At 66.5% G+C, this 19,868-nt stretch carries 22 protein-coding genes; 14 read left to right on the plus strand and 8 right to left on the minus strand.

The window, feature by feature from the left end; all coding sequences use genetic code 11:
- Positions 1-243: 243 nt before the first annotated feature.
- A complete protein-coding gene (locus tag J7346_RS14030) occupies positions 244-837 on the minus strand; it encodes a hypothetical protein (RefSeq protein ID WP_209120594.1) in 594 nt (197 codons plus the stop codon).
- 145 nt (positions 838-982) lie between these two features.
- Positions 983-1,783 carry a DpnI domain-containing protein gene (locus J7346_RS14035; RefSeq protein ID WP_209120595.1) on the minus strand — a complete coding sequence of 267 codons (801 nt, stop codon included), beginning with the start codon at positions 1,781-1,783 and terminating at the stop codon, positions 983-985.
- A 415-nt stretch (positions 1,784-2,198) separates the two neighbouring features.
- On the opposite strand from J7346_RS14035, the gene J7346_RS14040 reads away from it, so the two are divergent.
- Positions 2,199-3,962: a retron Ec67 family RNA-directed DNA polymerase/endonuclease gene (locus J7346_RS14040; RefSeq protein ID WP_209120596.1), complete on the plus strand. Its 1,764-nt coding sequence runs from the start codon at positions 2,199-2,201 to the stop codon at positions 3,960-3,962.
- 66 nt (positions 3,963-4,028) lie between these two features.
- Here J7346_RS14040 and J7346_RS14045 read toward each other — a convergent pair whose 3' ends face one another.
- From J7346_RS14045 to J7346_RS14060, 4 genes are all read right to left on the minus strand, one after another.
- Positions 4,029-4,166, minus strand: coding sequence for a hypothetical protein (locus J7346_RS14045; RefSeq protein WP_209120597.1), 138 nt, complete (start codon positions 4,164-4,166; stop codon positions 4,029-4,031).
- Between the two features lie 93 nt (positions 4,167-4,259).
- A complete protein-coding gene (gene uvrB / locus J7346_RS14050) occupies positions 4,260-6,392 on the minus strand; it encodes an excinuclease ABC subunit UvrB (protein ID WP_245157905.1) in 2,133 nt (710 codons plus the stop codon).
- 137 nt (positions 6,393-6,529) lie between these two features.
- Entirely contained in the window at positions 6,530-7,393 is an 864-nt protein-coding gene (locus J7346_RS14055; RefSeq protein ID WP_209120598.1) for a restriction endonuclease, read from the minus strand.
- Entirely contained in the window at positions 7,393-10,179 is a 2,787-nt protein-coding gene (locus J7346_RS14060; protein ID WP_348521518.1) for a DNA methyltransferase, read from the minus strand. Before J7346_RS14060 ends, J7346_RS14055 begins: the two co-directional genes overlap by 1 nt.
- Positions 10,180-10,285: 106 nt before the next feature.
- On the opposite strand from J7346_RS14060, the gene J7346_RS14065 reads away from it, so the two are divergent.
- The 3 genes from J7346_RS14065 to J7346_RS14075 all read left to right on the plus strand — a co-directional run bounded on the left by J7346_RS14065 (position 10,286) and on the right by J7346_RS14075 (position 12,164).
- Positions 10,286-11,035, plus strand: a complete 750-nt coding sequence (locus J7346_RS14065; protein WP_209120600.1) for an extensin family protein — start codon at positions 10,286-10,288, stop codon at positions 11,033-11,035.
- 225 nt (positions 11,036-11,260) lie between these two features.
- Positions 11,261-11,962 (plus strand): hypothetical protein, encoded by a 702-nt coding sequence (locus J7346_RS14070; protein WP_209120601.1) that lies wholly within the window; start codon positions 11,261-11,263, stop codon positions 11,960-11,962.
- Entirely contained in the window at positions 11,955-12,164 is a 210-nt protein-coding gene (locus J7346_RS14075; protein ID WP_209120602.1) for a helix-turn-helix domain-containing protein, read from the plus strand. Before J7346_RS14070 ends, J7346_RS14075 begins: the two co-directional genes overlap by 8 nt.
- A 28-nt stretch (positions 12,165-12,192) precedes the next feature.
- Here the strand turns inward: J7346_RS14075 and J7346_RS14080 are convergent, their stop codons facing one another.
- Positions 12,193-13,062 (minus strand): dihydrodipicolinate synthase family protein, encoded by an 870-nt coding sequence (locus J7346_RS14080; RefSeq protein WP_209120603.1) that lies wholly within the window; start codon positions 13,060-13,062, stop codon positions 12,193-12,195.
- A gap of 115 nt (positions 13,063-13,177) precedes the next feature.
- Between J7346_RS14080 and J7346_RS14085 the strand changes: the two genes are divergently transcribed.
- The 7 genes from J7346_RS14085 (at position 13,178) to J7346_RS14115 (ending at position 17,721) form a co-directional block, all read left to right on the plus strand.
- Positions 13,178-13,564 carry a hypothetical protein gene (locus tag J7346_RS14085; RefSeq protein ID WP_209120604.1) on the plus strand — a complete coding sequence of 129 codons (387 nt, stop codon included), beginning with the start codon at positions 13,178-13,180 and terminating at the stop codon, positions 13,562-13,564.
- A 124-nt stretch (positions 13,565-13,688) separates the two neighbouring features.
- Complete coding sequence (locus J7346_RS14090) at positions 13,689-13,988, plus strand: helix-turn-helix transcriptional regulator (RefSeq protein ID WP_209120614.1); 300 nt, start codon at positions 13,689-13,691, stop codon at positions 13,986-13,988.
- A gap of 14 nt (positions 13,989-14,002) precedes the next feature.
- Entirely contained in the window at positions 14,003-15,094 is a 1,092-nt protein-coding gene (locus tag J7346_RS14095; RefSeq protein ID WP_209120605.1) for a hypothetical protein, read from the plus strand.
- Between the two features lie 95 nt (positions 15,095-15,189).
- Entirely contained in the window at positions 15,190-15,546 is a 357-nt protein-coding gene (locus J7346_RS14100) for a multidrug efflux SMR transporter (RefSeq protein WP_280636532.1), read from the plus strand.
- Positions 15,546-16,337, plus strand: a complete 792-nt coding sequence (gene thiD / locus J7346_RS14105) for a bifunctional hydroxymethylpyrimidine kinase/phosphomethylpyrimidine kinase (RefSeq protein ID WP_209120606.1) — start codon at positions 15,546-15,548, stop codon at positions 16,335-16,337. Before J7346_RS14100 ends, thiD begins: the two co-directional genes overlap by 1 nt.
- Complete coding sequence (locus J7346_RS14110) at positions 16,334-16,909, plus strand: nucleotidyltransferase family protein (RefSeq protein WP_209120607.1); 576 nt, start codon at positions 16,334-16,336, stop codon at positions 16,907-16,909. Before thiD ends, J7346_RS14110 begins: the two co-directional genes overlap by 4 nt.
- Entirely contained in the window at positions 16,906-17,721 is an 816-nt protein-coding gene (locus J7346_RS14115) for a PhzF family phenazine biosynthesis protein (protein ID WP_209120608.1), read from the plus strand. Before J7346_RS14110 ends, J7346_RS14115 begins: the two co-directional genes overlap by 4 nt.
- Before the next feature lie 30 nt (positions 17,722-17,751).
- On the opposite strand, the gene J7346_RS14120 is transcribed toward J7346_RS14115, so the two are convergent.
- Complete coding sequence (locus J7346_RS14120; RefSeq protein WP_209120609.1) at positions 17,752-18,288, minus strand: hypothetical protein; 537 nt, start codon at positions 18,286-18,288, stop codon at positions 17,752-17,754.
- Between the two features lie 83 nt (positions 18,289-18,371).
- Between J7346_RS14120 and J7346_RS14125 the strand changes: the two genes are divergently transcribed.
- From J7346_RS14125 to J7346_RS14135, 3 genes are read left to right on the plus strand one after another with little or no spacing between them, the layout of a single operon-like run.
- Positions 18,372-18,818 carry a hypothetical protein gene (locus J7346_RS14125; RefSeq protein WP_209120610.1) on the plus strand — a complete coding sequence of 149 codons (447 nt, stop codon included), beginning with the start codon at positions 18,372-18,374 and terminating at the stop codon, positions 18,816-18,818.
- 5 nt (positions 18,819-18,823) lie between these two features.
- On the plus strand, positions 18,824-19,174 hold the full coding sequence (locus J7346_RS14130) for a hypothetical protein (RefSeq protein ID WP_209120611.1): 351 nt from the start codon (positions 18,824-18,826) through the stop codon (positions 19,172-19,174).
- The gene (locus J7346_RS14135) at positions 19,171-19,728 is read left to right on the plus strand and encodes a hypothetical protein (protein WP_209120612.1); all 558 of its coding nucleotides are present in this window, start codon (positions 19,171-19,173) and stop codon (positions 19,726-19,728) included. Before J7346_RS14130 ends, J7346_RS14135 begins: the two co-directional genes overlap by 4 nt.
- Positions 19,729-19,868 lie beyond the last annotated feature (140 nt).

Consider the following 19,868-nt stretch of genomic DNA (forward strand, 5'->3'; position numbering starts at 1 on the left):
GGGCTGAGGGCAGGGCGGTCACTCCTCCCCCCTCGGGGGAGGGGAACCGCGAAGCGGTGGAGGGGGCCGACGCGGGGCATCGGCGCCCGAGTGGCAGACGGCGGCGCTGCCCCCTCCACCCTCCTTCGCCCTGCGGGCTGCGGACGGTCCCCCTCCCCCAGAGGGGAGGAACTTGGGAACGGGCACGCCCCTACGCCCCCGTCGGAACCGGCAGCGGTGGGGAGGGCGGCGGGACGCCGGGCCTTACCGCACCCCGTCCCGCTTCACCGGCACCGGCACATGCGGCGCCACGCCGGGGGGCAGGTCGTGATCCTCGCGCCAGGCCTCGCGGTGCGCCGATAGCACCACCTCGTCGATCCACCACAGCGGCAACAGCGTCCCGTCCTCGTGCCATAGCGACAGGTCCAGCCCCCGCCCGGCGACCCACGCCCGGTCCGCCGCGATCACGGCCTCGCCCAGATGCTCCGCCCGCCAGTGCAGCACAAAGGCCAGATGCCAGATCGGCGTGCCCTCCAGCGAGCCGCCCGTCATGGCCTTGCACAGCTGTTCGGCCAGCGCCCGCGTCTCCAGCCGCTGATGCTCGAACCGCGCCAGCGCCGCCTCCGCATGCCGGTCCCACCCCTCCACAGGCTCCGGCCGGGGATCGACGGGCTTCCTGCGGCTCCATCCTTCGGAGGCCCGCCGCCGCCACAGGTTCGCCAGCCCCACATCATAGCGCCGCGCCAGCGAGGCCCCGGTCTCCCCCGCCTCCCACGCCCGCCGCACCTCGGCCCAGGTGTCGTCGGAGCGGATTTTCGGCCCGCGCGGGGTCTGCGGCTCATCGTCGAAGTAATCCATGACCCCGGAGGCTAGGCGCCGGGTGCGTCAGGAGCGGACGTAGCCACGACCGTCTCCTCCCCATCTCGGATGGGGTGGAGGAAGGCTCGTGCACGAGCCGACGACGGGACCGCGGAGCGGTGGAGGGGAAATCGACCGCACAGCGTCAGCCATGCGCCCGCCGATACGTCCCGCGTCGTTCGGTGAATTCCAGCCAGCCCCGGTCACGCAGCACCTGTAGCTGCTGCCTGATCTTGGGCCGGACATTGTTGTTGTCGGGATAGAGGGCCGACAGGGCCGCCTCGTGGGCATAGACCTCGTCGATATCGAACTCGGCCTTCCCAACCGCCTCGACCGCCGTCATCACGGCCAGCAGCCAACCGCGCGCCTTCAGGCTGGTGTCCTTGAGGAACAGGGTCGATTGCCAGCGCGACAGCACCTCGCTCTTGGGCACAGGTGCGCCACCGGTGACCAGCGGGATGCGCCCCGACACCGGCACCTGACCGATCAGGATGTGACAGCCGACCCACGGATTGCTGCGCCCCTTGGGCAGGGTCGGGTTCTTCTTCTCGATGATTTCGGGCGTGAAGAAATGCTTCGGCACGACGATCAGGTCCGTGACCCTTGATGCCGCCCTGTCATAGCTCATGGCGAACAGGCTCGGATTATTGCGCGCCGACAGCCGCTGCATCATGGCGCCATAGGCGCCGTCCAGAATCTTCGGCCCCAGACGCCCGCCCTTGGCCTTCAGCTCGAATTCCTCGGCGCAGTCGCCACAGACGAAATCCCCGACGGGCGAGTTGTTCGGCAACGGACGCAGCCGCGCCGCACCGCAGGCCGGACAGAACATATGCGCCGCGACCCAGCCCTCGCTCTGCGCGCGAATGTTCTGTGTCGGCCCCTTGAAGACGGCCTGTTCCTCGGCAAAGCCGAACGGTGGGCTCCAGGGCGGATCGTCTTCGGCCATGATCGGACCATGGCCGGGGAAGGGTTAGTCAGCCCTTAGCGCCCATGCAAAAAAAAGGTGTGTACTCGATTTCCGGTCGCGCACGCAGAGGCCACGGATTGATTTGCCTGTAGCAGCTCGGTCCGAATGTGGCCCTGTATTTGGCTAGCGACGACTCATTAATAAGGGGCTGGAGCGGGTCAACGCTAGGCGGCAGAGTATCGAAATCTCGGCAGTCGCTACTTGCCAAACGTCGCTATTCCAACTAACCGAGAAGCTGGCTTACAGGCAGATTTATCGTCGAGTTTCGCGACGTATGAAGCAATACGACTTGTCGTTGCTTCCTAATAACCCTTAATCTATTTGCCCATATGCGGGCGACTGGATGATCGCATAGGAGTGCCTGTAAGCCTCTCACCTAGGGCGAGTGCGGATCGTGTCGGTACTTAAAAGTCTGAAGGAAGCTGAGGACATCGAGGATTTGGCCGCACTGCTCGGCTATAAGCCGAAAAGCCTCGCCTACATCCTCTATAAAATCCCCGACGGAGCCAAATACACCACCTTTACAATCCCAAAGAAGACCGGGGGCGAGCGGGAAATCTGTGCGCCCATCGCACAACTCAAGTTGCTCCAGCGTCGGCTAGCCAACATCCTTTACGCGTGCCGCGATGAAATCGATAAGTCGAGCAAATTGGGGTCGCTGTCCCACGGATTTAGACGTGGGCATTCAATCGTATCGAACGCAAAGCCGCACCGCAGAAGACGGTACGTTCTGAACCTGGACCTAAAGGACTTTTTTCCGAGCTTCAATTTCGGGCGCGTTCGCGGGTTCTTCATCAAGAGCAAGGCCTTCGAGTTGAATGAAAAGGTGGCGACGTTGATTGCGCAAATCGCCTGTCATAATAACGCGTTGCCCCAAGGAAGCCCGTGCTCGCCGGTTATCTCAGACCTTCTCGCTCACCTGCTTGATGCGCGACTTGCCAAGATGGCGAAGGCACAGGGCGTGACGTATTCGCGCTACGCAGACGATTTGACTTTTTCTACAAGCAAGAAGGAATTTCCGGCTGCGCTTGCGACCTCAAAAGAAGGTGAGACCAACGTCTGGGAGCTAGGCGAGGAGTTGGTGTCGCGGATCGTTGACGCGGGTTTCGCTATCAACCCCGACAAGACGCGCATGCAATGTCACGCCTCTCGTCAGCTCGTGACAAGCCTCACCGTCAACGCCAAGGTTAACATCCGCCAAGAGTACTACAGGCGGACGCGTGCCATGTGCGATGCCCTCTTCAAGACGGGGCAGTATGCCGACGTCCCATTCAACAAGTCACTTGCTCGCCGGCAAGACAGCGTGACCGCAAACGAGGGCGGTGCGACCGGCAGCGGGCCTTGGGCGCCGGCGAAGGCGGGGATCAAGTCGCTAGGCCCACTTGGTGGGCGGCTAGCCCATATCCACTATGTTAAGGACACGATCGATACGCGCGAGGAGATCGACAAACGGAAGCATATGACGGCGTTCCGGATGCTTTACTATCGGTTCCTTTTCTACAAAAATTTCGTAGCTCTCGATAAGCCGTTAGTGCTGACAGAAGGCAAGACGGACAATGTCTACCTCTCGTTGGCAGTCCGGCACTTGCCGAAATTCCATCCAAAGCTCGGGCAACCGAGTGCAAAGGGATTTCAGAGTGCTCTCCGCTATTTTAATCACGTCAATAAGACGAGTAAGGTAATGGAGCTAGATGGCGGCTCCGGTAACTTCAAGTTCTTCGTTCTACGCTACGCTGATCTAATAGCGAAATTTGGTCACAAGCCCCAGCTCCATCCGGTGATCATGCTACTGGATAACGATGATGGTGCTAAGGACATTTTGGCTGTAATTAAAAAGAATTATGGAATCGAAATAAAGCCGAGCTCAACTAACTCATTTTTCCACATTACAGACAACCTTTACGTTGTGACAACGCCTCATGTTGGCAAGAAGGTGAAGACCTGCATAGAAGACTTTTTTGAGCCCTCGCTCCTAAAGGAAGAGCTAAACGGTAAGACGCTTAATTTAGGTACACCAAATCCAGCTACCGAGTATGGGAAGCATATCTTCGCCGAAAAAGTCGTGCGTCCCAATGCGTCGACGCTCAAGTGGGACGGTTTCGAGCCGTTGCTTCAGCGTTTGAGTGACGTGCTCGATCACTATGAGCCGCCAACCTAGCGCTCATGCACTTTTCGAGCTGGTGTAGTACCGGGCGCCAAGCCCTCATGGCACGAGAGCGCCCCCCTAAAGCCGCACCTTCCTGAACGCCTCCGCCTTCTCGGCCGCAGCCTCCGCCCGCCAGCGTTTGGGGGCGGACTTGTCGACCTCCTCGCCCGCGCCGGTCAGCATTTCGTTGGCGAACTCCAGGTCGAGGGCCTTCATCTTCTTGATCTGGTTCCGCGCTGCGCGCTCCACCGCCCTCCGCTTCGCTCCGGGTCATCCCGCAGGAGAGACGGCTGCGCCGACCCTCTGAATTCAAGATGAAATCATGTCCTGCGCGAACTCCAGATCGAGGAGTTTCATGCGTTTGATTTCATCCCGAAGGCGGGCGGCCTCCTCGAACTCGAGGTTGGCGGCGGCCTCGCGCATCTTTGACTCCATGTCCTTGAGGGCGGCCTGGAAGTTGGAGCCGGTGAAGGGTTTGGCCTCTTCCTTGAGGCCGGGGGCGGTCAGGCGGTCCATCGCGCGGCTCTCATAGGGGCTGGCGAGGATCTCCTTGATGTCGCGGCGGACGGACTCGGGCGTGATGCCGTGTTCGGTGTTGTACGCGACCTGTTTCTCGCGGCGGCGGTTGGTCTCGGCGATGGCGCGCTCCATCGAGCCGGTGGTCTTGTCGGCATAGAGGATGACGCGGCCGTCGACGTTGCGGGCCGCGCGGCCGATGGTCTGGATCAGCGAGGTCTCGGAGCGCAGGAAGCCCTCCTTGTCGGCATCGAGGATGGCGACCAGGCCGCATTCGGGGATGTCGAGCCCCTCGCGCAGCAGGTTGATGCCGATCAGCACATCGAAGGCGCCGAGGCGGAGGTCGCGCAGGATCTCGATCCGCTCCAGCGTGTCGACGTCGGAGTGCATGTAGCGGACGCGGACGCCCTGTTCGTGCATGTATTCGGTCAGGTCCTCGGCCATCTTCTTGGTCAGGACGGTGACCAGAGACCTGTACCCCTGTCGGGCCGTATTCTTTACCTCATCGATGACGTCATCGACCTGGTTGCGGGTGGGGTCGCTGACGGGGCGGATCTCGACCGGCGGGTCGATCAGGCCGGTGGGGCGGATAACCTGTTCGGTGAAGACGCCGCCGGTCTGGGCCATTTCCCACGGGCCGGGGGTGGCCGAGACGTGGACCGTCTGGGGGCGCATGGCGTCCCACTCCTCGAACTTGAGCGGGCGGTTGTCGATGCAGGAGGGCAGGCGGAAGCCGTATTCGGCGAGGGTGGACTTGCGCTTGTAGTCGCCGCGGAACATGCCGTTGATCTGGCCGATGGTGACGTGGCTCTCGTCGACGAACAGCAGGGCGTTGTCGGGGATGTATTCGAAGAAGGTGGGCGGGGGCTCGCCCGGCGCGCGGCCGGTCAGCCAGCGGCTGTAGTTCTCGATGCCGGCACAGGCGCCGGTGGCCTCCATCATCTCGAGGTCGAAACGGGTGCGCTGCTCCAGCCGCTGGGCCTCCAGCAGCTTGCCGTTCTCGTTCATCCAGTCGAGCGTCTCCTTCAGCTCGGCCTTGATGCCGTCGATGGCCTGTTTCAGCGTCGGGCGCGGGGTGACGTAGTGGCTGGCGGCATAGACGGTGATGGTGTCGAGGTCGGCGGTCTTCTTGCCGGTCAGGGGGTCGAACTCGTGGATGGCCTCGATCTCGTCGCCGAACAGGCTGAGGCGCCAGGCGCGGTCCTCGAGGTGGACGGGGAAGATCTCGAGGGTGTCGCCGCGCTTTCGGAACATGCCGCGCTCGAACGTCAGGTCGTTGCGCTTGTACTGCAGCGCGATCAGGTCGGCGCGCAGCTTGGCCTCGTCGATCTGGTCGCCGACGTTCAGGGTGAAGGTCATGGCCGTATAGGTCTCGACCGAGCCGATGCCGTAGATGCACGACACCGAGGCCACCACGATCACATCGTCCCGCTCCAGGATGGCGCGCGTCGCCGCGTGCCGCATCCGGTCGATCTGCTCGTTTATACTGGAGTCTTTTTCAATATAGGTATCAGTACGAGGCACGTAAGCCTCTGGTTGATAATAGTCATAATACGATACGAAGTATTCGACGGCGTTGTCGGGGAAGAAGGCCTTGAACTCGCTGTACAGCTGGGCGGCGAGGGTCTTGTTGGGGGCCAGGATCAGGGCCGGGCGCTGGGTCTGCTCAATGACCTTGGCCATGGTGAAGGTCTTGCCCGAGCCGGTCACGCCCAGCAGCACCTGATCGCGCTCGCCCTCGGCCGCCTGGGCCACCAGTTCGGCGATGGCGGCGGGCTGGTCGCCGGCGGGGGTGTATTTCGTCTCCAGCCGGAAGGGCCGCGAGACCTTGTCCGTCGGGCGCGAGGGCCGGTGCGGCACCCAGTCGGCCGGAGCGCCCGGCGCCTCCTCGGGTGTCAGGCGCGGCCCGGTGACCGGCGCGAACATGGGCAGGTTTCCGGGGGCGGCAGAGGCGCCCGCAAAGGCGACGGACGCCTCGGACACACCGGTGACGGAACGCGACGATCGGGGAGAACGGGCCATGAACGGAAAGGTAGTGCGCCGACCGGCCCGCGGCTAGGGGGTCAGAAGTCGGCGAAGGCCGCCTCGTTCACGGTGACTTCCTCGACCATGCGCACGGTGACGCCGAGCCCCCGGTCCTTGAGCAGGTCGCACAGGGCGTCGCCGTCCACCAGATCAATGGCAGGTGCGCCGTCGCGAGTGGCCTCGCGCCGGGCGTCGGCGGTGAAGGTCCCGGTGGTGATGATCAGTCCCTTGTCGGTGCGCCCAACCATGGCCCCCCGAAAGTCGCGCACGGCGGGCGCTCCGACCGAGCCAGAGTAGCGCTTGCACTGGAACAGCACGTGGAAGGACAGGAGGTTCACCCGGAGAACTCCGGTTCCGTCGATGCCGCCGTCGCCGGACCTTCCCGTGACCTCGACTTTCACGAACCCGAACTCACGAAGCAGGCGCTGGCACAGCCGTTCAAACGCCGCAGGCTCGATCTGTTGAAGACGCCCAATGAGCTCGGCCTTCCAATCCTGTTCCGCAGCGGCTTCGAAGATGTGTGGGTGGTCCTCGGGCGCGGCTGACGGCTGGGAAGCCGCGCGCTTGCTGGCGTATTCGCGCTGAACCCTCCGGGGTATTTCGGCCACCTCTTCCGGCGTCAGAGCTGCACCGGCTGGGGTCAGACTCCAGACCGCCCGCTGACTATTCTCAACCGCGCCCGCCAGCTTCAGAAAGCTGCGGGCGAAGGCCATGCGCTGTTCCACGGCCAACTGGTTAAGCTTGCCATGGCGTAAGGTCAGATGGTCATCGCCCAGCCCCATGTGTTGGGCTACGTCTTCCAGCATCTCGGCATTGCTGAGCGACCGACCGTGGGCCCGCAAGCGTTCAATGATCGGCCACATGAAGGCATCATAGGTCGGGACGTCGGCGAGGGTGACCATCAGGCGTCTGCTTTCTTGCGGCGGCGGGTCTTCTTCGGCGCGGCCAGCAGGCCGGCGGTCATTTTTTCGTAGAGGGTGAACAGGTGTTCGACGCGCTCGCGGTCGCTGTCGAAGGGGGCCTTGCGATAGAGGCGGTCGACCGCGAGGTCGAGCGCGCGGTGCGCGCGGCGCAGGTCGGCGGGCATGACATCGGGGTCGTAGAGATCGGCCAAGGTGGCGTCTGGATGAGCGGCGCGGGCGTCGAGTACCGCCTGGGCGAGGCCGTCGAGCCGGGCCATGTCGGCGTCGGTGAGCTCGGGCCACGGGAAGGCGTTGTAAGTGAGGTTGGCAGAATATTGAATGTCACTCTTGAGGCGACCGCTGACTGCTTTGGCCCACGAAATGTGAGCCTTCGAAGTTAGAACTCCGAACTCCCAGAGGGCCGCGTCGGCGATTAGTCGGATCTTGTCACTCGGAACGGTGGGCGGTTCGACCCACCCGATCGGGAGGTACTCGCGGCGCTCTGAACTTACCTGCGCGAGCGCAAGGTAAGGCCTCTCCGGCAAGAAGGTCGTATGAAACTGGGTAGGCGTTGAGGCGATGGCCCGTGTTGGCCCGCTCTTGCTCCTTTCGCGCAATTCTCGCACTGCCCGGATTCGTTTGGCGACTTCGGGAAGGGCTCTGATCTCCGACGCCGGGGCGTCGGACACGACGAGCAGCCAACGAGGACTGCCATTGATAAACTCTTGGCCGCCAATGAAGGGCCGGAGAAAGGGTTCGGCCTTCGGCTCAATGGCGACGAACTCAGCTTTCTCAGCGTCAGTGAAGATGTAAAAGCCACCGTCGATCGGCTTAGTGCCTGTAATCATACGCGGCTGCCCCATCAAAGGCCGGGGCACTTCACGCACCACCAGATGCCGATCCGCCAATTGCGATGCATCGAACAGATACGGCGACAGCGCTGCGTGACGCGTCTCGTCGGGATCACCGTTGATGTCCGGGTAGCTGAACAGCCGCCTCTCCGCCGGCTCGTCCTCGCGCCGGGCCAAGCCGACAACGACCACATGGACGTGCGCTTTGCCGCGCGCGTCCGAGCCCCAGGCGAAAGTCCGGTGAGCGAAGGCAATTTCCAAGCCATAGCGATTGAACAACAGGGGCCAAAGCTGGGCCACCTGTTCGCCCTGGGTAATGGAGTTGGTGGAGACGAAGCCTATGCCGGCAGTCGACTTCTGGACGTACTCGCCCGCCTTGATGAACCACGCGGCGACGAAATCGAGGGTGCCGCCTGACTTGCCAAGGGCGGCGATGCGCCGGACCTGTGCCCTCTGGGTCTCGCTCTGCACCTTGGCGCCAAGGAATGGCGGATTGCCGAACACGTAGCTGCACTGCTCGGGCGCCAGCACCCCGGTCCACTCGATCTCCAGCGCATCGCCATGCACGATATGCGGCGCCGCCTTCAGCGGGATGCGGGCGAAGACCTTGCCGAACTCGAGGCTGAGCCGGTTATTCATGATGTGGTCCATCATCCACATGGCCGTTTCGGCGATGCGGGCAGGGAATTCGTCGATTTCGATGCCGTAGAACTGGTCGACGTCGACCTTGGACAGGGCGGCGGCCTCGAGGTCCAGCTGGCCGGTCGGGTAGAGGGCTTTCAGGACCTCGATTTCGAGCAGGCGAAGCTCGCGATAGGCGATGATCAGGAAGTTGCCGCAGCCGCAGGCCGGGTCGAACAGGTTGAGGGCGGCGAGGCGATCCTGAAACGCGCGCAGGGCCGCTTCGCGGCCCCGCCGAAGGCCCTTGATGCGGGCCAGCTCGGCGCGGAGATCGTCGAGGAAGAGGGGCTCGATGACCTTCAGGATGTTCTTTTCGGTCGTGTAGTGGGCGCCTTTGGCGCGGCGCTCCTTCGCGTTCATCACCGACTGGAACAGGGCGCCGAAGATGGCCGGGCTGATCTTTTCCCAGAAGAAGCCGCACGCCTCCAGCAGGCGGTCGCGCATGGCGGTGTTGAAATTGGCGATCGGCAGGACCTCGGCGAACAGGTCACCGTTGATGTAGGGAAACCGGTTCAGATCCTCGTCCAGCCCGTTGCGCCACGCAGCGTCCTCGGGCGTGTTCAGGGTCTGGAAGATCAGGTTCAGCTTGGCCCCCAGATCATGGCCGTCCGGCGCGGTGCGGTCGCGCAGATAGGTCTCCAACATGCCCCGTTCGGGGAAGATGCCGGTGTCGTCGGCGAACAGGCAGAACAGCAACCGGACCAGCAGTCGCTCCAGCGGTGCGCCGTCATAGGTGGGCTTGAGCGCGTCGTGCAGCTTGCCCATCAGTTCGGCGGCGATGATGTTGACCGGGTCCTGATCCTGGAAGACCCGCTTTTCGACCCCGACGACAAAGCCGAAGGCCTCGACATGGGCGGGCAGGTCGGCGAGGGCGAAGCGGGTCTCCTCCCCCGTATCGAGGTCGATCAACTCGAAGGTCTGAAAGTCACAGAGCAGGACGTAGCGCGGGAGCTCGTGGTCCTTCAGGCCGGGGAAATAGTCGTGGGCCTGCTTGCGGGCCTTGATAAGGTCGCGCCCCGCACTCTTCTGTTCGACCAGAAGGACGCCCTTCCAGAACAGGTCGATAAAGCCGCGTTTGTCGCCCAGCAGGCGCACGGGCTCCTCGAAGGTCGCCACCTTGCGGCGGCGAACGCCGAAGACCTCGAAGAAATCGTTGTAGAAGCTCTGGGTCTCGCCCTTTTCGTAATGGGCGTCGGACCATTCGCGCGCGAAGGCCGCAGCGCGGGCCCTGATTTCGTTCCAGCTGAGACGCATGGCTCCCCCTTGCCCCCACCTTTCCCCGGTTCGCCTGTGGGTGGCAAGCGGGGCGTGGGGCGGAATGGGGCCGCGAATCCCGCTAGCCTCCTGCGCCATGAAACACATGCGACTGATCCTTGCCCTGAGCCTTCTTGGGGGCCTGCTGGTGCTGGTGTCGTGCGGGCGGGCCAATCCGCCGCCGCCGGGGTGGGGGGATCGGGGGCCGGTCAGCCAGCCGCCGGTGAATGCGCCGGTCAGTGTGGCGCTGGCGTCGGGCCTGATCGATCAGCGGCCGGATCGCGGCATGCGCGAGCGGGTGGATGCGGCGGGGGCGGACCTGGCGGTCTGTCGCGCCGAGCTGGAGGCCGCGCGGGTGACCTTTACCCCCGTGCCCGACCGGGTGGATTCCGAGACCTGTGGCCTGGCGGGGGCGGGCACGCTGGACATCGACCGGGGCACGGTGGCGCGCCTGTCGCCCGGGGGGCCGGTGATGACCTGCCAGACGGCGTTGGCCCTGTCGGTGTGGCGGCGGCAGGTGGTCGAGCCGGCGGCGCGCGAGATCTTCGGCCAGGACGTGGTCGATATCGTCCACTACGGGACCTATGCGTGTCGCTCGGTCTCGAACCGGCCCGGCGCGCGGCCCAGCGCCCATTCGCGCGCGGCGGCCATCGATGTCGCGGGGGTGGTGCTGCGCGACGGCACGCGGGTGATGGTCAAGCAGGACTGGTACGGCGACGGGCCGGAGGCGCGGTTCCTGAAGCGCATCCGCGACGAGGGCTGTCAGGTGTTCAGCACGGTGCTGAGCCCCGACTATGACGCCCCGCACCAGGACCATCTGCATCTGGAACCGGGGGGGCGGGCGTTTTGCAGGTAGGGAAGGGGCCGAAGCGCGGCTCTGCCGCGAGATGGTTGCTCAGGATCGCGGCGGTGATCCTCGCGATCGTGTTCGGGCCAGCCGTGTTCGGGGCGCTTGTGTACGTCGTGGGGAGCATGATTTTCGGGCACTAGGTACCCGGAGCGCAACGCGGGGGCTTGACGGCGTGTAACCTTGAGGTGATATGTAACCCACAGGTGACATTGAGCCTGAGGAGATTGCCCCATGATGACGATGACCGAGCAGGAGCGCGTGCAGGAAGGCCGGGCGCGCCGGTGGAAGCTGATGGCGGCGCTGAGCGCTCTGGTCATCGGGGTGGGGATGGCGGCGGTGGGCGCGGCCTGGATCCGGGACGGGGTCAGCGTCGGCGGGGCCGTGGCCGGGGTGATCGGGTGTGGCGTCGGTCTGGCGATCGTGGGGGCGTTCAAGGCGTGGGCGCTCCGGCCCCGGAACCGCCGGTGGCAGACCGAGCCGGTGCAGGCGCGGCGCGACCGGCTGCAGGCAAGGCGCAACGGGATCCTGTGGGCGTTTCCGGTGGCCAGCCTGTTCTTTCTGGCGGTGTCGTATCAGGCCTGGGGCGGGATCGAGGCGGGTGACGACGGGGTGGTCGACTATCTGCAGCTGGGCATGCCGGTGCTGTATTCCTGGGTGGTCAGCATGGTGGTGCTGGGCTGGGACTTCCAGTCGCGGACCCAGCGCAAATATCTGGATGACGAGCTGACCGGGGCCTTGCGGGCGCGGGCGCTGGGGGCGGCCTTTGTGGTGCTGATGGCGAGCGGCACGGTTGCCGCCGGGGTCAGCCTGTGGCGGCCGGAGTGGAGCCCGCTGGCGATCATCACGGCGCTGACGCTGGGCGGGGCGGCGGCCGGGCTGCGCTTTGCCTGGCTGGATCGCGAGGCGGGCCTGCCGGAGCGCGGGGATGGGTGACCCGCGGCTGGGGTCACACCTGAAGGCCATCCGCACCGCCGCCGGCCTGACCCAGGCCGAGCTGGCCGAGCGGGCGGGCGTGTCGAGGAAGACCATCAACACCGTCGAGAACGGGGTGTTCATCCCCTCGACCCTGCTGGCGCTGGATCTGGCGCGGGCGCTGGGCGTGACGGTCGAGGCGCTGTTCTATCTGAAAGACTGAGGGCCGTCGGTGGGCGGGGGCCCGCAGCTCAGGGAAGGGCGGCCCTGACCCGAGCCCGCACCGTCTCATCGACGGGCAACAGGGGCCGGGGCGGGTCGGCTGTGGTCAGGCCCATGAGGGCGGCGGCGGCATGGACGATCCTGAGGCCGCCGTGGGTCCGGAACAGGTCCCAGAGCGGGGCGAAGGCCGCATCCTGCCGGTCCGCTTCGGCGCGGTCGCCGGCCATGGCCGCTCTTGCGAGACGGACGATCGCCTCGGGCCACAGGCCGCCCGCGACGCTGAACCAGGCGTCGCACCCGGCCAGCAGGGCGTCCTTGCATCCCCAGTCGCCGCTGTAGCCGATCGACAAGCCGGGCGCCGCAGCCCGGAAAGCCGCAAGGTCCGGGGCCAGCGGACCGGCGGGCAGCGGCAGCTTGATCGCGGTCACAGTCGGCAGGGCTGCCAGCCGGGCCACGAGCGCGGGGCTGAAGGTGAACCGGGTCGTGCCGGGATTGCTGTAGATGCAGAGGGGCAGGTCGGTCGCCGACGCGACGGCCCGGAAATGTTCATAGACCTCGGCCTCGGTCAGGGGCGTATAGCTCACCGGGGCGAGGAGCAGGCCGGAGGCGCCCTCGACCGCGGCGTCGCGCGCGAGGTCGCAGGCCGTGTCCGTGCGCAGGGCGCCGACCCCGACGATCACCGGGGTCGAGGTGACGGCGGCGAGGGCTGTGGCGACGGCGCGGCGGCGCTGCTCGCGGTCGAGGAACATATAGGTGCCGGTGCTTCCGAGCAGGCCGATGCTGTCGGCGCCGCCCGCCTCGATGCGGCGCACGAGGGTCGCGAGGTCGTCGGCAATGACCTGCCCCAAGGGGGTCATCGGCGTGATCGGAAAGGCGGACAGACCGGTGAAGAGGCGCATTGCGGAACATGAGCGCGACCGCCGGGGCGCGACAAGTCAGGCTTGGCTTCTGATTGTGTCGGGGCGAGGGTTTCGGCAAGGATCGCAGCTCTTCCACGCGACAGCAGGATCGATCATGACCGTCCGGTTCGAGGACGCCTATCCGGGCTCGAAGGCCTTTCTGGAACTGCCGGCCCTGCGCGTTCCGGCGGGCTGGCGCATCGCGCTGAACGACCTGTCCGACCAGCTTGACCCCGGACTGTGCGATCCGGACTCCGTGCTGTTCAGCGCCACGAATGCCGCCACGCGGTTCGAGATCGAGGTGACCGGCGGCTTTCACCTCAGGGTCAGCTATGCGCCCTGGCCGAGGACAGAGCGCGGGCGGCGGATCGCCGACCAGCCGCTGACATTTCTCGACGGCGAGGTCGTGCATGCGCTCGCCACGGAGGACTACGCCGCGCTGATCGCCGACCTGCAGTACTGGATCGCCCGCTGCAGCGTCTGGGTGCGCGAGGGGAACTGAGGCCCACACCGCCATGAACCCGAGCGCTTGACTCGCTCATACAGTATGTCGCATACACTGTGTGTCACACACTATGTGACGCGAGTGGAGCGGGCACTTGGGCGAGACCGATCTTTATGAGGCGATGCGGCTGGAGCTCAGGCGGGGCTCGCTGGTGCTGGCGGTGCTGGCGCGGCTGAAGACCGAGCAATACGGCTATTCCCTGCGCGTCGCACTGGGCGAGGACGGGCTGGAGATGGAGGAATCGACCCTCTATCCGCTGCTGCGCCGGCTGGAGAGCCAGGGGCTGCTGACCAGCGAATGGCGCGAGGAAGAGCGCCGCAAGAAACGCTTTTACCGGCTGTCGCCTGCGGGCGAGGCCATGCTGGGCCGGCTTGAGGCCGAATGGCGCAGGCTGTCGGCCTCGCTGGACCGAATTCTGTGATCACGGAGGGGACGATGGACCTGATCGAACGCTATCTGAAGGCTGTGGGGGCGCAGCTGCCCGCCGCCGGCCGCGAGGACATTCTGGCGGAGCTGCGCGACCTGCTGATGAGCCGGGTCGAGGAACGCGAGGCCGAACTGGGCCGGCCGCTGACCGAGGCCGAGGTCGAGGCGCTGCTGCGCGAGGTGGGGCACCCGCTGACGGTGGCTGCCCGCTATGGCGCCGGGCCGCAGCATGTGGTGGGGCCCGAGCTCTATCCCTGGTGGATGTTCGGGGTGAAGACGGCGCTGACGGTGCTGGTGCTGATCACGGCGGTGGGCGCGGTGGCGCGCATCCTGTTCGGTCAGGTCGAGGTGGGGCAGGCCATCGGCCAGGCCTTTGCCGGCCTGTTCGAGAGCGGACTGACGGTGGTGGGGCTGGCGACGCTGGCCGGCTTCATCATCGAGCGGCAGGCGAAGAAGCCGGCCTTCCTGACCGACTGGCGGGCGAAGGACCTGGGCCTGTTCGAAGTCGGCGTGTTCAGCCGCCGGTGGTGGGACTCCCTGCACGAGAAGAGCGGCGGCGGGACGCTGGCCGAAACCGACAAGGCGCTGGACGCATCCCTGCCGAAGATGTCGCCGACGGCGGGCGCGCTGGGCAGCGCCACGGGCTGGGGCATCTTCCTGTTGTGGTGGTCGGGCCTGCTGGGCCTGGGCTTCCGGCCCGAGGATCTGGGCGGGGAGCTGGTGCGCGGCGAGGTCGACTATGGCCTGCTGTTCGCCGAGACGGTGACGCTGCTGTACTGGCCGGTGCTGGTCTTCGCCGCGGCGCAGGGGCTGTTCCATGTGCTGCGGGCGCTGACCGGCTCGCCGGCGCGGCTGACGGCGGCCGGGGATGTGATCTTCCGGGGCGCGTCGCTCAGCCTGCTGGGCTGGATCTGGACGTCCTCGCCCTTCTCGCCGCTGATCCGGGTGGACAGTGTCGGGGCCTTCGTCGACCGGACCGAGACGCTGATCCGCACGCATGAGGGGGTCGATACCGTCCTGATGCTGATCGTCGCGGCGGCCATTCTGGGTGAAGTGTTCGCTCTGCTGGGCGCGCTGAAGACGCTGTTCGTGGGAAGGTAGGACTTGCGCTGTCTCTCGCCCTAACGCTCGCGACGCGGTCGCTCGCTGCTTGAGGGCGGGTTGCCAGTTGCGGGGGTGCGGGTCATTGAGGGGCCATGACCGAGACGCTCAGACTGCTGACCCAGATGAATCCGTGGCTGGCGCTGACGATCGCGGGCCTGCTGGAGGTGGGCTGGGCCTCTGGCTTCAAGTATGTGGGGCCGCAGCGGCCGGGCGTCAGCCTGCTGGTCGGGATCGCCATGCTGGCCAGTTTCGCCTTCCTGTGGCTGGCGACGCAGAAGCTGCCGATCGGCACGGCCTATGCGGTCTGGACCGGGATCGGGGCGGTCGGCGCCGCCAGCATCGGCATCCTGGCCTATGGCGAGCCGGCCACCGCGATCCGGCTGGTGTGCATCGTTCTGATCGTGGCGGGCATTGTCGGGCTGAAGCTGTTCTCGGGGGCCACGGTCTGATGCGCGGCAGGGTCCTGATAATCGCCGGGTCGGACTCGGGCGGGGGCGCCGGCATCCAGGCGGACATCAAGGCGGTGACGATGCTGGGCGGCTTTGCCGCGACGGCGGTGACGGCCATCACCGTGCAGAACACTCTGGGCGTTCACGGCGTCCACCCGCTGCCGGTCAGCCTGATCCGTGATCAGGCCCGGGCGGTGCTGGACGACATCGGCACCGACGTCATCAAGACCGGCATGCTGGGCAGCGTCGAGGTGGTCGAGGCGGTCGCCGACATTCTCGACGGCGCGGGCGTGCCTGCCGTCATCGATCCGGTGATGGTGGCCAAGGGCGGGGCGTCCCTGCTGGCCGATGCGGCGATCAATGCGGTGCGCACCCGGATGGTGCCGCGTGCGGCCTTGCTGACCCCCAATGCGCCCGAGGCCGAGGCCCTGACCGGCATCGCGGTCACCGATCTGGACGGCCAGCGCCGGGCGGGCGAGGCCCTGCTGGCGATGGGCGCAGGCGCGGTGCTGATGAAGGGCGGCCATGTGCCGGGCGACCGGGTCCTGGACCTGCTGCTGACGGGCGACGGCGAGACGGTGCTGGAGGGCGAGCGGGTCGAGACACGGCACACCCACGGCACGGGCTGTACGCTGGCCAGTGCCTGCGCGGCGGGGCTGGCGAAGGGTGAACCCATGGAGGCGGCGGTCGCTAATGCCTGGGCCTATGTGGCCGAGGCGATCCGCCGGGCGCCCGGGCTGGGGCAGGGGCACGGGCCGCTGGACCACGGCTGGCCGGTGCGCGGCCGATGACCGACCTCGTGGCGCGGCTTGAGGCCATTGTGCGGGCCGATCCCAATCTGATGACGGTGCTGGAGGGGGTGCGGGCGGAAGGCTTGAGCGACTGGCTGATCTTCTCCGGCGCGGTCTATCAGAGCGTCTGGAACCACCTGACCGGGCGGCCTGCCGGACACGGCATCAAGGATTTCGACGTCGGCTATTTCGATCCCGACTACAGCTGGGACGCCGAGGATGCGGTGATCCGCCGGGTCGCCGCGCGCTTTGACGAGCCGCTGAGAAGCCGCGTCGAGGTGCGCAATCAGCGCCGCGTCTCGGAGTGGTTTCCGGCCAAGTTCGGCCAGCCCTGGCCGCCGGTCGGCGCGACCGCCGAGGCGCTGTCGCGGTTCGTGGCCCCGGCTTTTGCCGTCGGTGTGCGGCTGGAGCCCGACGACCGGCTGACGGTCGAGGCGCCGTTTGGCCTCGGCGACATGTTCGCCATGGTGCTCCGCCCCAATCCGACCCGGCCGCTGGCCGCGGACTGGGACCGGGTGGTCGACAAGCTTGTGGCCCGCTGGCCCGAACTGAAGGTGGAGCGCGAGAGATGAGACAGTGGACGGTGGATGCCTTTGCCGCGCGCCCCTTCATGGGCAACGGCGCCTGTGTGGTCGAGCCGCAGCTGGAGTGGCGCGACGACGCCTGGATGCAGGCGCTGGCGCGCGAGAACAATCTGTCGGAGACGGCCTTCCTGACGCGCACCGACCGGCCCGACCGGTTCGGCCTGCGCTGGTTCACCCCGGGGCGCGAGGTCGATCTGTGCGGCCATGCCACCCTGGCCTCGGCCCATGTGCTGCTGGGCGAACTGGGTCTGGACGTCGAGGCGGTGACGTTCGACACCCGATCCGGCCCGCTGATCGTGAAGCGGGGGCAGGGGCGGGATGCCTATGAAATGGACTTTCCCGCCGATGCGCCGCGCCGCGCGGGGCCGGTCGCGGGTCTGGCCGAGGCGCTGGGCGCCGAGCCGGTCGAGGTCTGGGCCGCCCGCTATCTGGTGGTGATGCTGAAGGATGCGGAAGCCGTCCGGAGCCTGACGCCCGACATCGCGGCGCTGAACGCGCTGGATACCCCGGCCGGAGAACCCGGCGAGGTGATCGTCTGCGCCCCCGCCGATGACGGCGACCCGTACGACGTGGTCGACCGCTTCTTTGCCCCCGGCTGTGGTGTGCCCGAGGACCCGGCCACCGGCTCGGCCCACTGTATCCTGGCCCCCCTCTGGACCGACCGCCTGGGCCGCGCCCGCGTCGACTTCTTCCAGGCCTTCCCCACGCGAGGCGGCGCCATCACCACGGAGATGCGCGGCGGCCGGGTGATCCTGACCGGACAGGCGGTGACGACGATGGAGAGCCGGTTGCGGGTTTAGGGGGTAGCCACCTTAGGACGTGACGCTGCCCTATGGAAACAGCGCCCGCACCGGATCGTCGTAGGTCAGGATCACGCGCGCGTTTGATGGCCTGGTCAATCGCGTGACGGTGGGGTTGAGGCGGCCGTTGACCGACAGGCGGGCTTCGTAGTCCGGTCCGTTTACGTCATCGACCATGGCGCTCAGCTCGGACCAGCCGTGGCTGCGAGAGGGCAGGACGCGGATCGGCGGGTTGATGATGGTGGCCTGGGTGACCATGCGCCATGACCGGCCCCGGGGCGTCAGAACCCAGAGCGAACACCCGCCCGAGCCGCACCAGAAGTTGCCGTCCATCAGCACCACGGCCTCTCGCCGGCCATCGTCGTTCAGGTCGATGAAGGCCACGCGGTAGCGGGTCTCGCTGTCGGGCGCACCCCATCGGGCCGAGATGTAGTTCCGCAGGGAGGCGTGGAGGGTCGCGGCTTCTGTCCCGGCATCCTGTTGCGCGGTCGGCTGGCCGGCACCCGTGGCACCGAGGGCCGCGAGGGCTGCGAGACACAGAACGGCAAGGCGGCGGGGCAGGGGCATGGCTGACAGTGGCACAACCCCAAAGCGGTCTCCAGCCGGATATGCTATCCGAAAGGTCTGTCAGGCTGCCGGAGGGACGGAGGATGGCGAGGGGGCTCGGAAGAGCGAAAGCGACAGTCGGGCTTTGCCTGTTCCTATTGTGGGCCTGTGCCAATCCGGGTCCGGGCAATCATTCGCGGGAGTTCTCGGGCGTCTGGCTGTACGAGTTCGAAGGCTCAAGCTTCGTCGAAGGCGCGACCGCGGTGCCGACGGTTCGTCCCGACTACGAGACGACAGACTGGCTGGAGTACCCCTCCGTGCCGCCGGGCGCCGCCCGTGACATGCAGGCGGGGTTGGCGGCCGAGGGCCTCGAGTGTCAGCCGGTGCAGGTCTTCCGCGTCCGTTTCGCCGGGCGCCGGACACGGCACCCGCTGGGCACCGGCCACCTGGGTCTGTGGAGGTCGAAGGTGACGGTCGAGCGCACCCTGGACATCGAGCGACTGGGGCCGCCGTTCTGCTATGAGCAGGCGCCGCATCGCGGAGAGGGATGATGGATATGCCGAAGGGACCTGGCCTGCTGCTGGCGGGCCTCGCGATTGCGGCGTCCGGTTGCGCACGCCCCCCGTCGGACGTCGTGACCCGCGTCGAGGCCGCCTGCACCCTGGCGACGGCGCGTGTGACGGCGGCGCGTGGCCTGCCGCTCGGGCACGTCGCGTCGTGCGACCCGGTCGGGGCGGAAGACAGCCCGGCCGGCTACCATGTTCTGGGCCTCCGCGCGGTCTGTGATCAGGACCTGTGCGGTAGCACCCTTATGCGCTGGTTCGCGGTCGAGACGGCGACCGGGACAGTGTTCGAGTGCGACATGGCCGAGTGGCGGTTGGGGCCGGAGGTGACGGGCGCGGAATGAGCAATCATCCAGAGGGCGCTCTGGCAGAGGCGCTGGTTTCCTGCGGGATCGACCCGCTGGCAGTGGTCGTCGAGTGGGACGGTCTCTGTCAGGAGGACGTGCTGACCTTCAATGACCAGAGCTATCCGGCTGAAACGCTTGAGGCCCTCGTCGAATTGAGCCTGACGTTTCCAAGTCGTTTCGTCTTCAGATCCCGGGCCCTGCAGGAGACGTATGAGAAGTCGCTGATGGCGTCGCCCCGCGTCGTCCAGGCCGAGGCACGGTTTGAGCAGTACAAGAGCCAGTTGATTGAAGGCGCGGGCCTGCGGGACTTTCCCCCCTACAACCCCGAAAACGAGACGCTTGCAGACTTTGCGACACGCGCGGGCCTGGCCTGCGGCTTTGGGGAAGGCTCGGTGCAGGTCGTGTCTGGAAGCGCATTCGCTGTTGATCCAACCCGGGTCGTTCAAGTCGGGCCGCAAGGGCTGATGCGGCTTATCGCGTTGCTGGAGTATGCCGCACCGGAGCATCCGATGAATTTGTTGGGGAGCGAAGCCGCAACCCCGCCCGCGTGATGGCGACCCCATTTACCCAAAAAGAAGGGGCGCGACCGTTTCCGATCGCGCGCCCGTTTACCCAGAAAGAAGGGGCGCGACCGTTTCCGATCGCGCCCCGGGGGGCAGGCCCCGTGCGAGGGGAGGGGTGGGGCCTGCGG

The sequence above is a fragment of the Brevundimonas sp. A19_0 genome, from assembly GCF_017744255.1.
In the GTDB taxonomy this organism is placed as follows: Bacteria; Pseudomonadota; Alphaproteobacteria; order Caulobacterales; family Caulobacteraceae; genus Brevundimonas.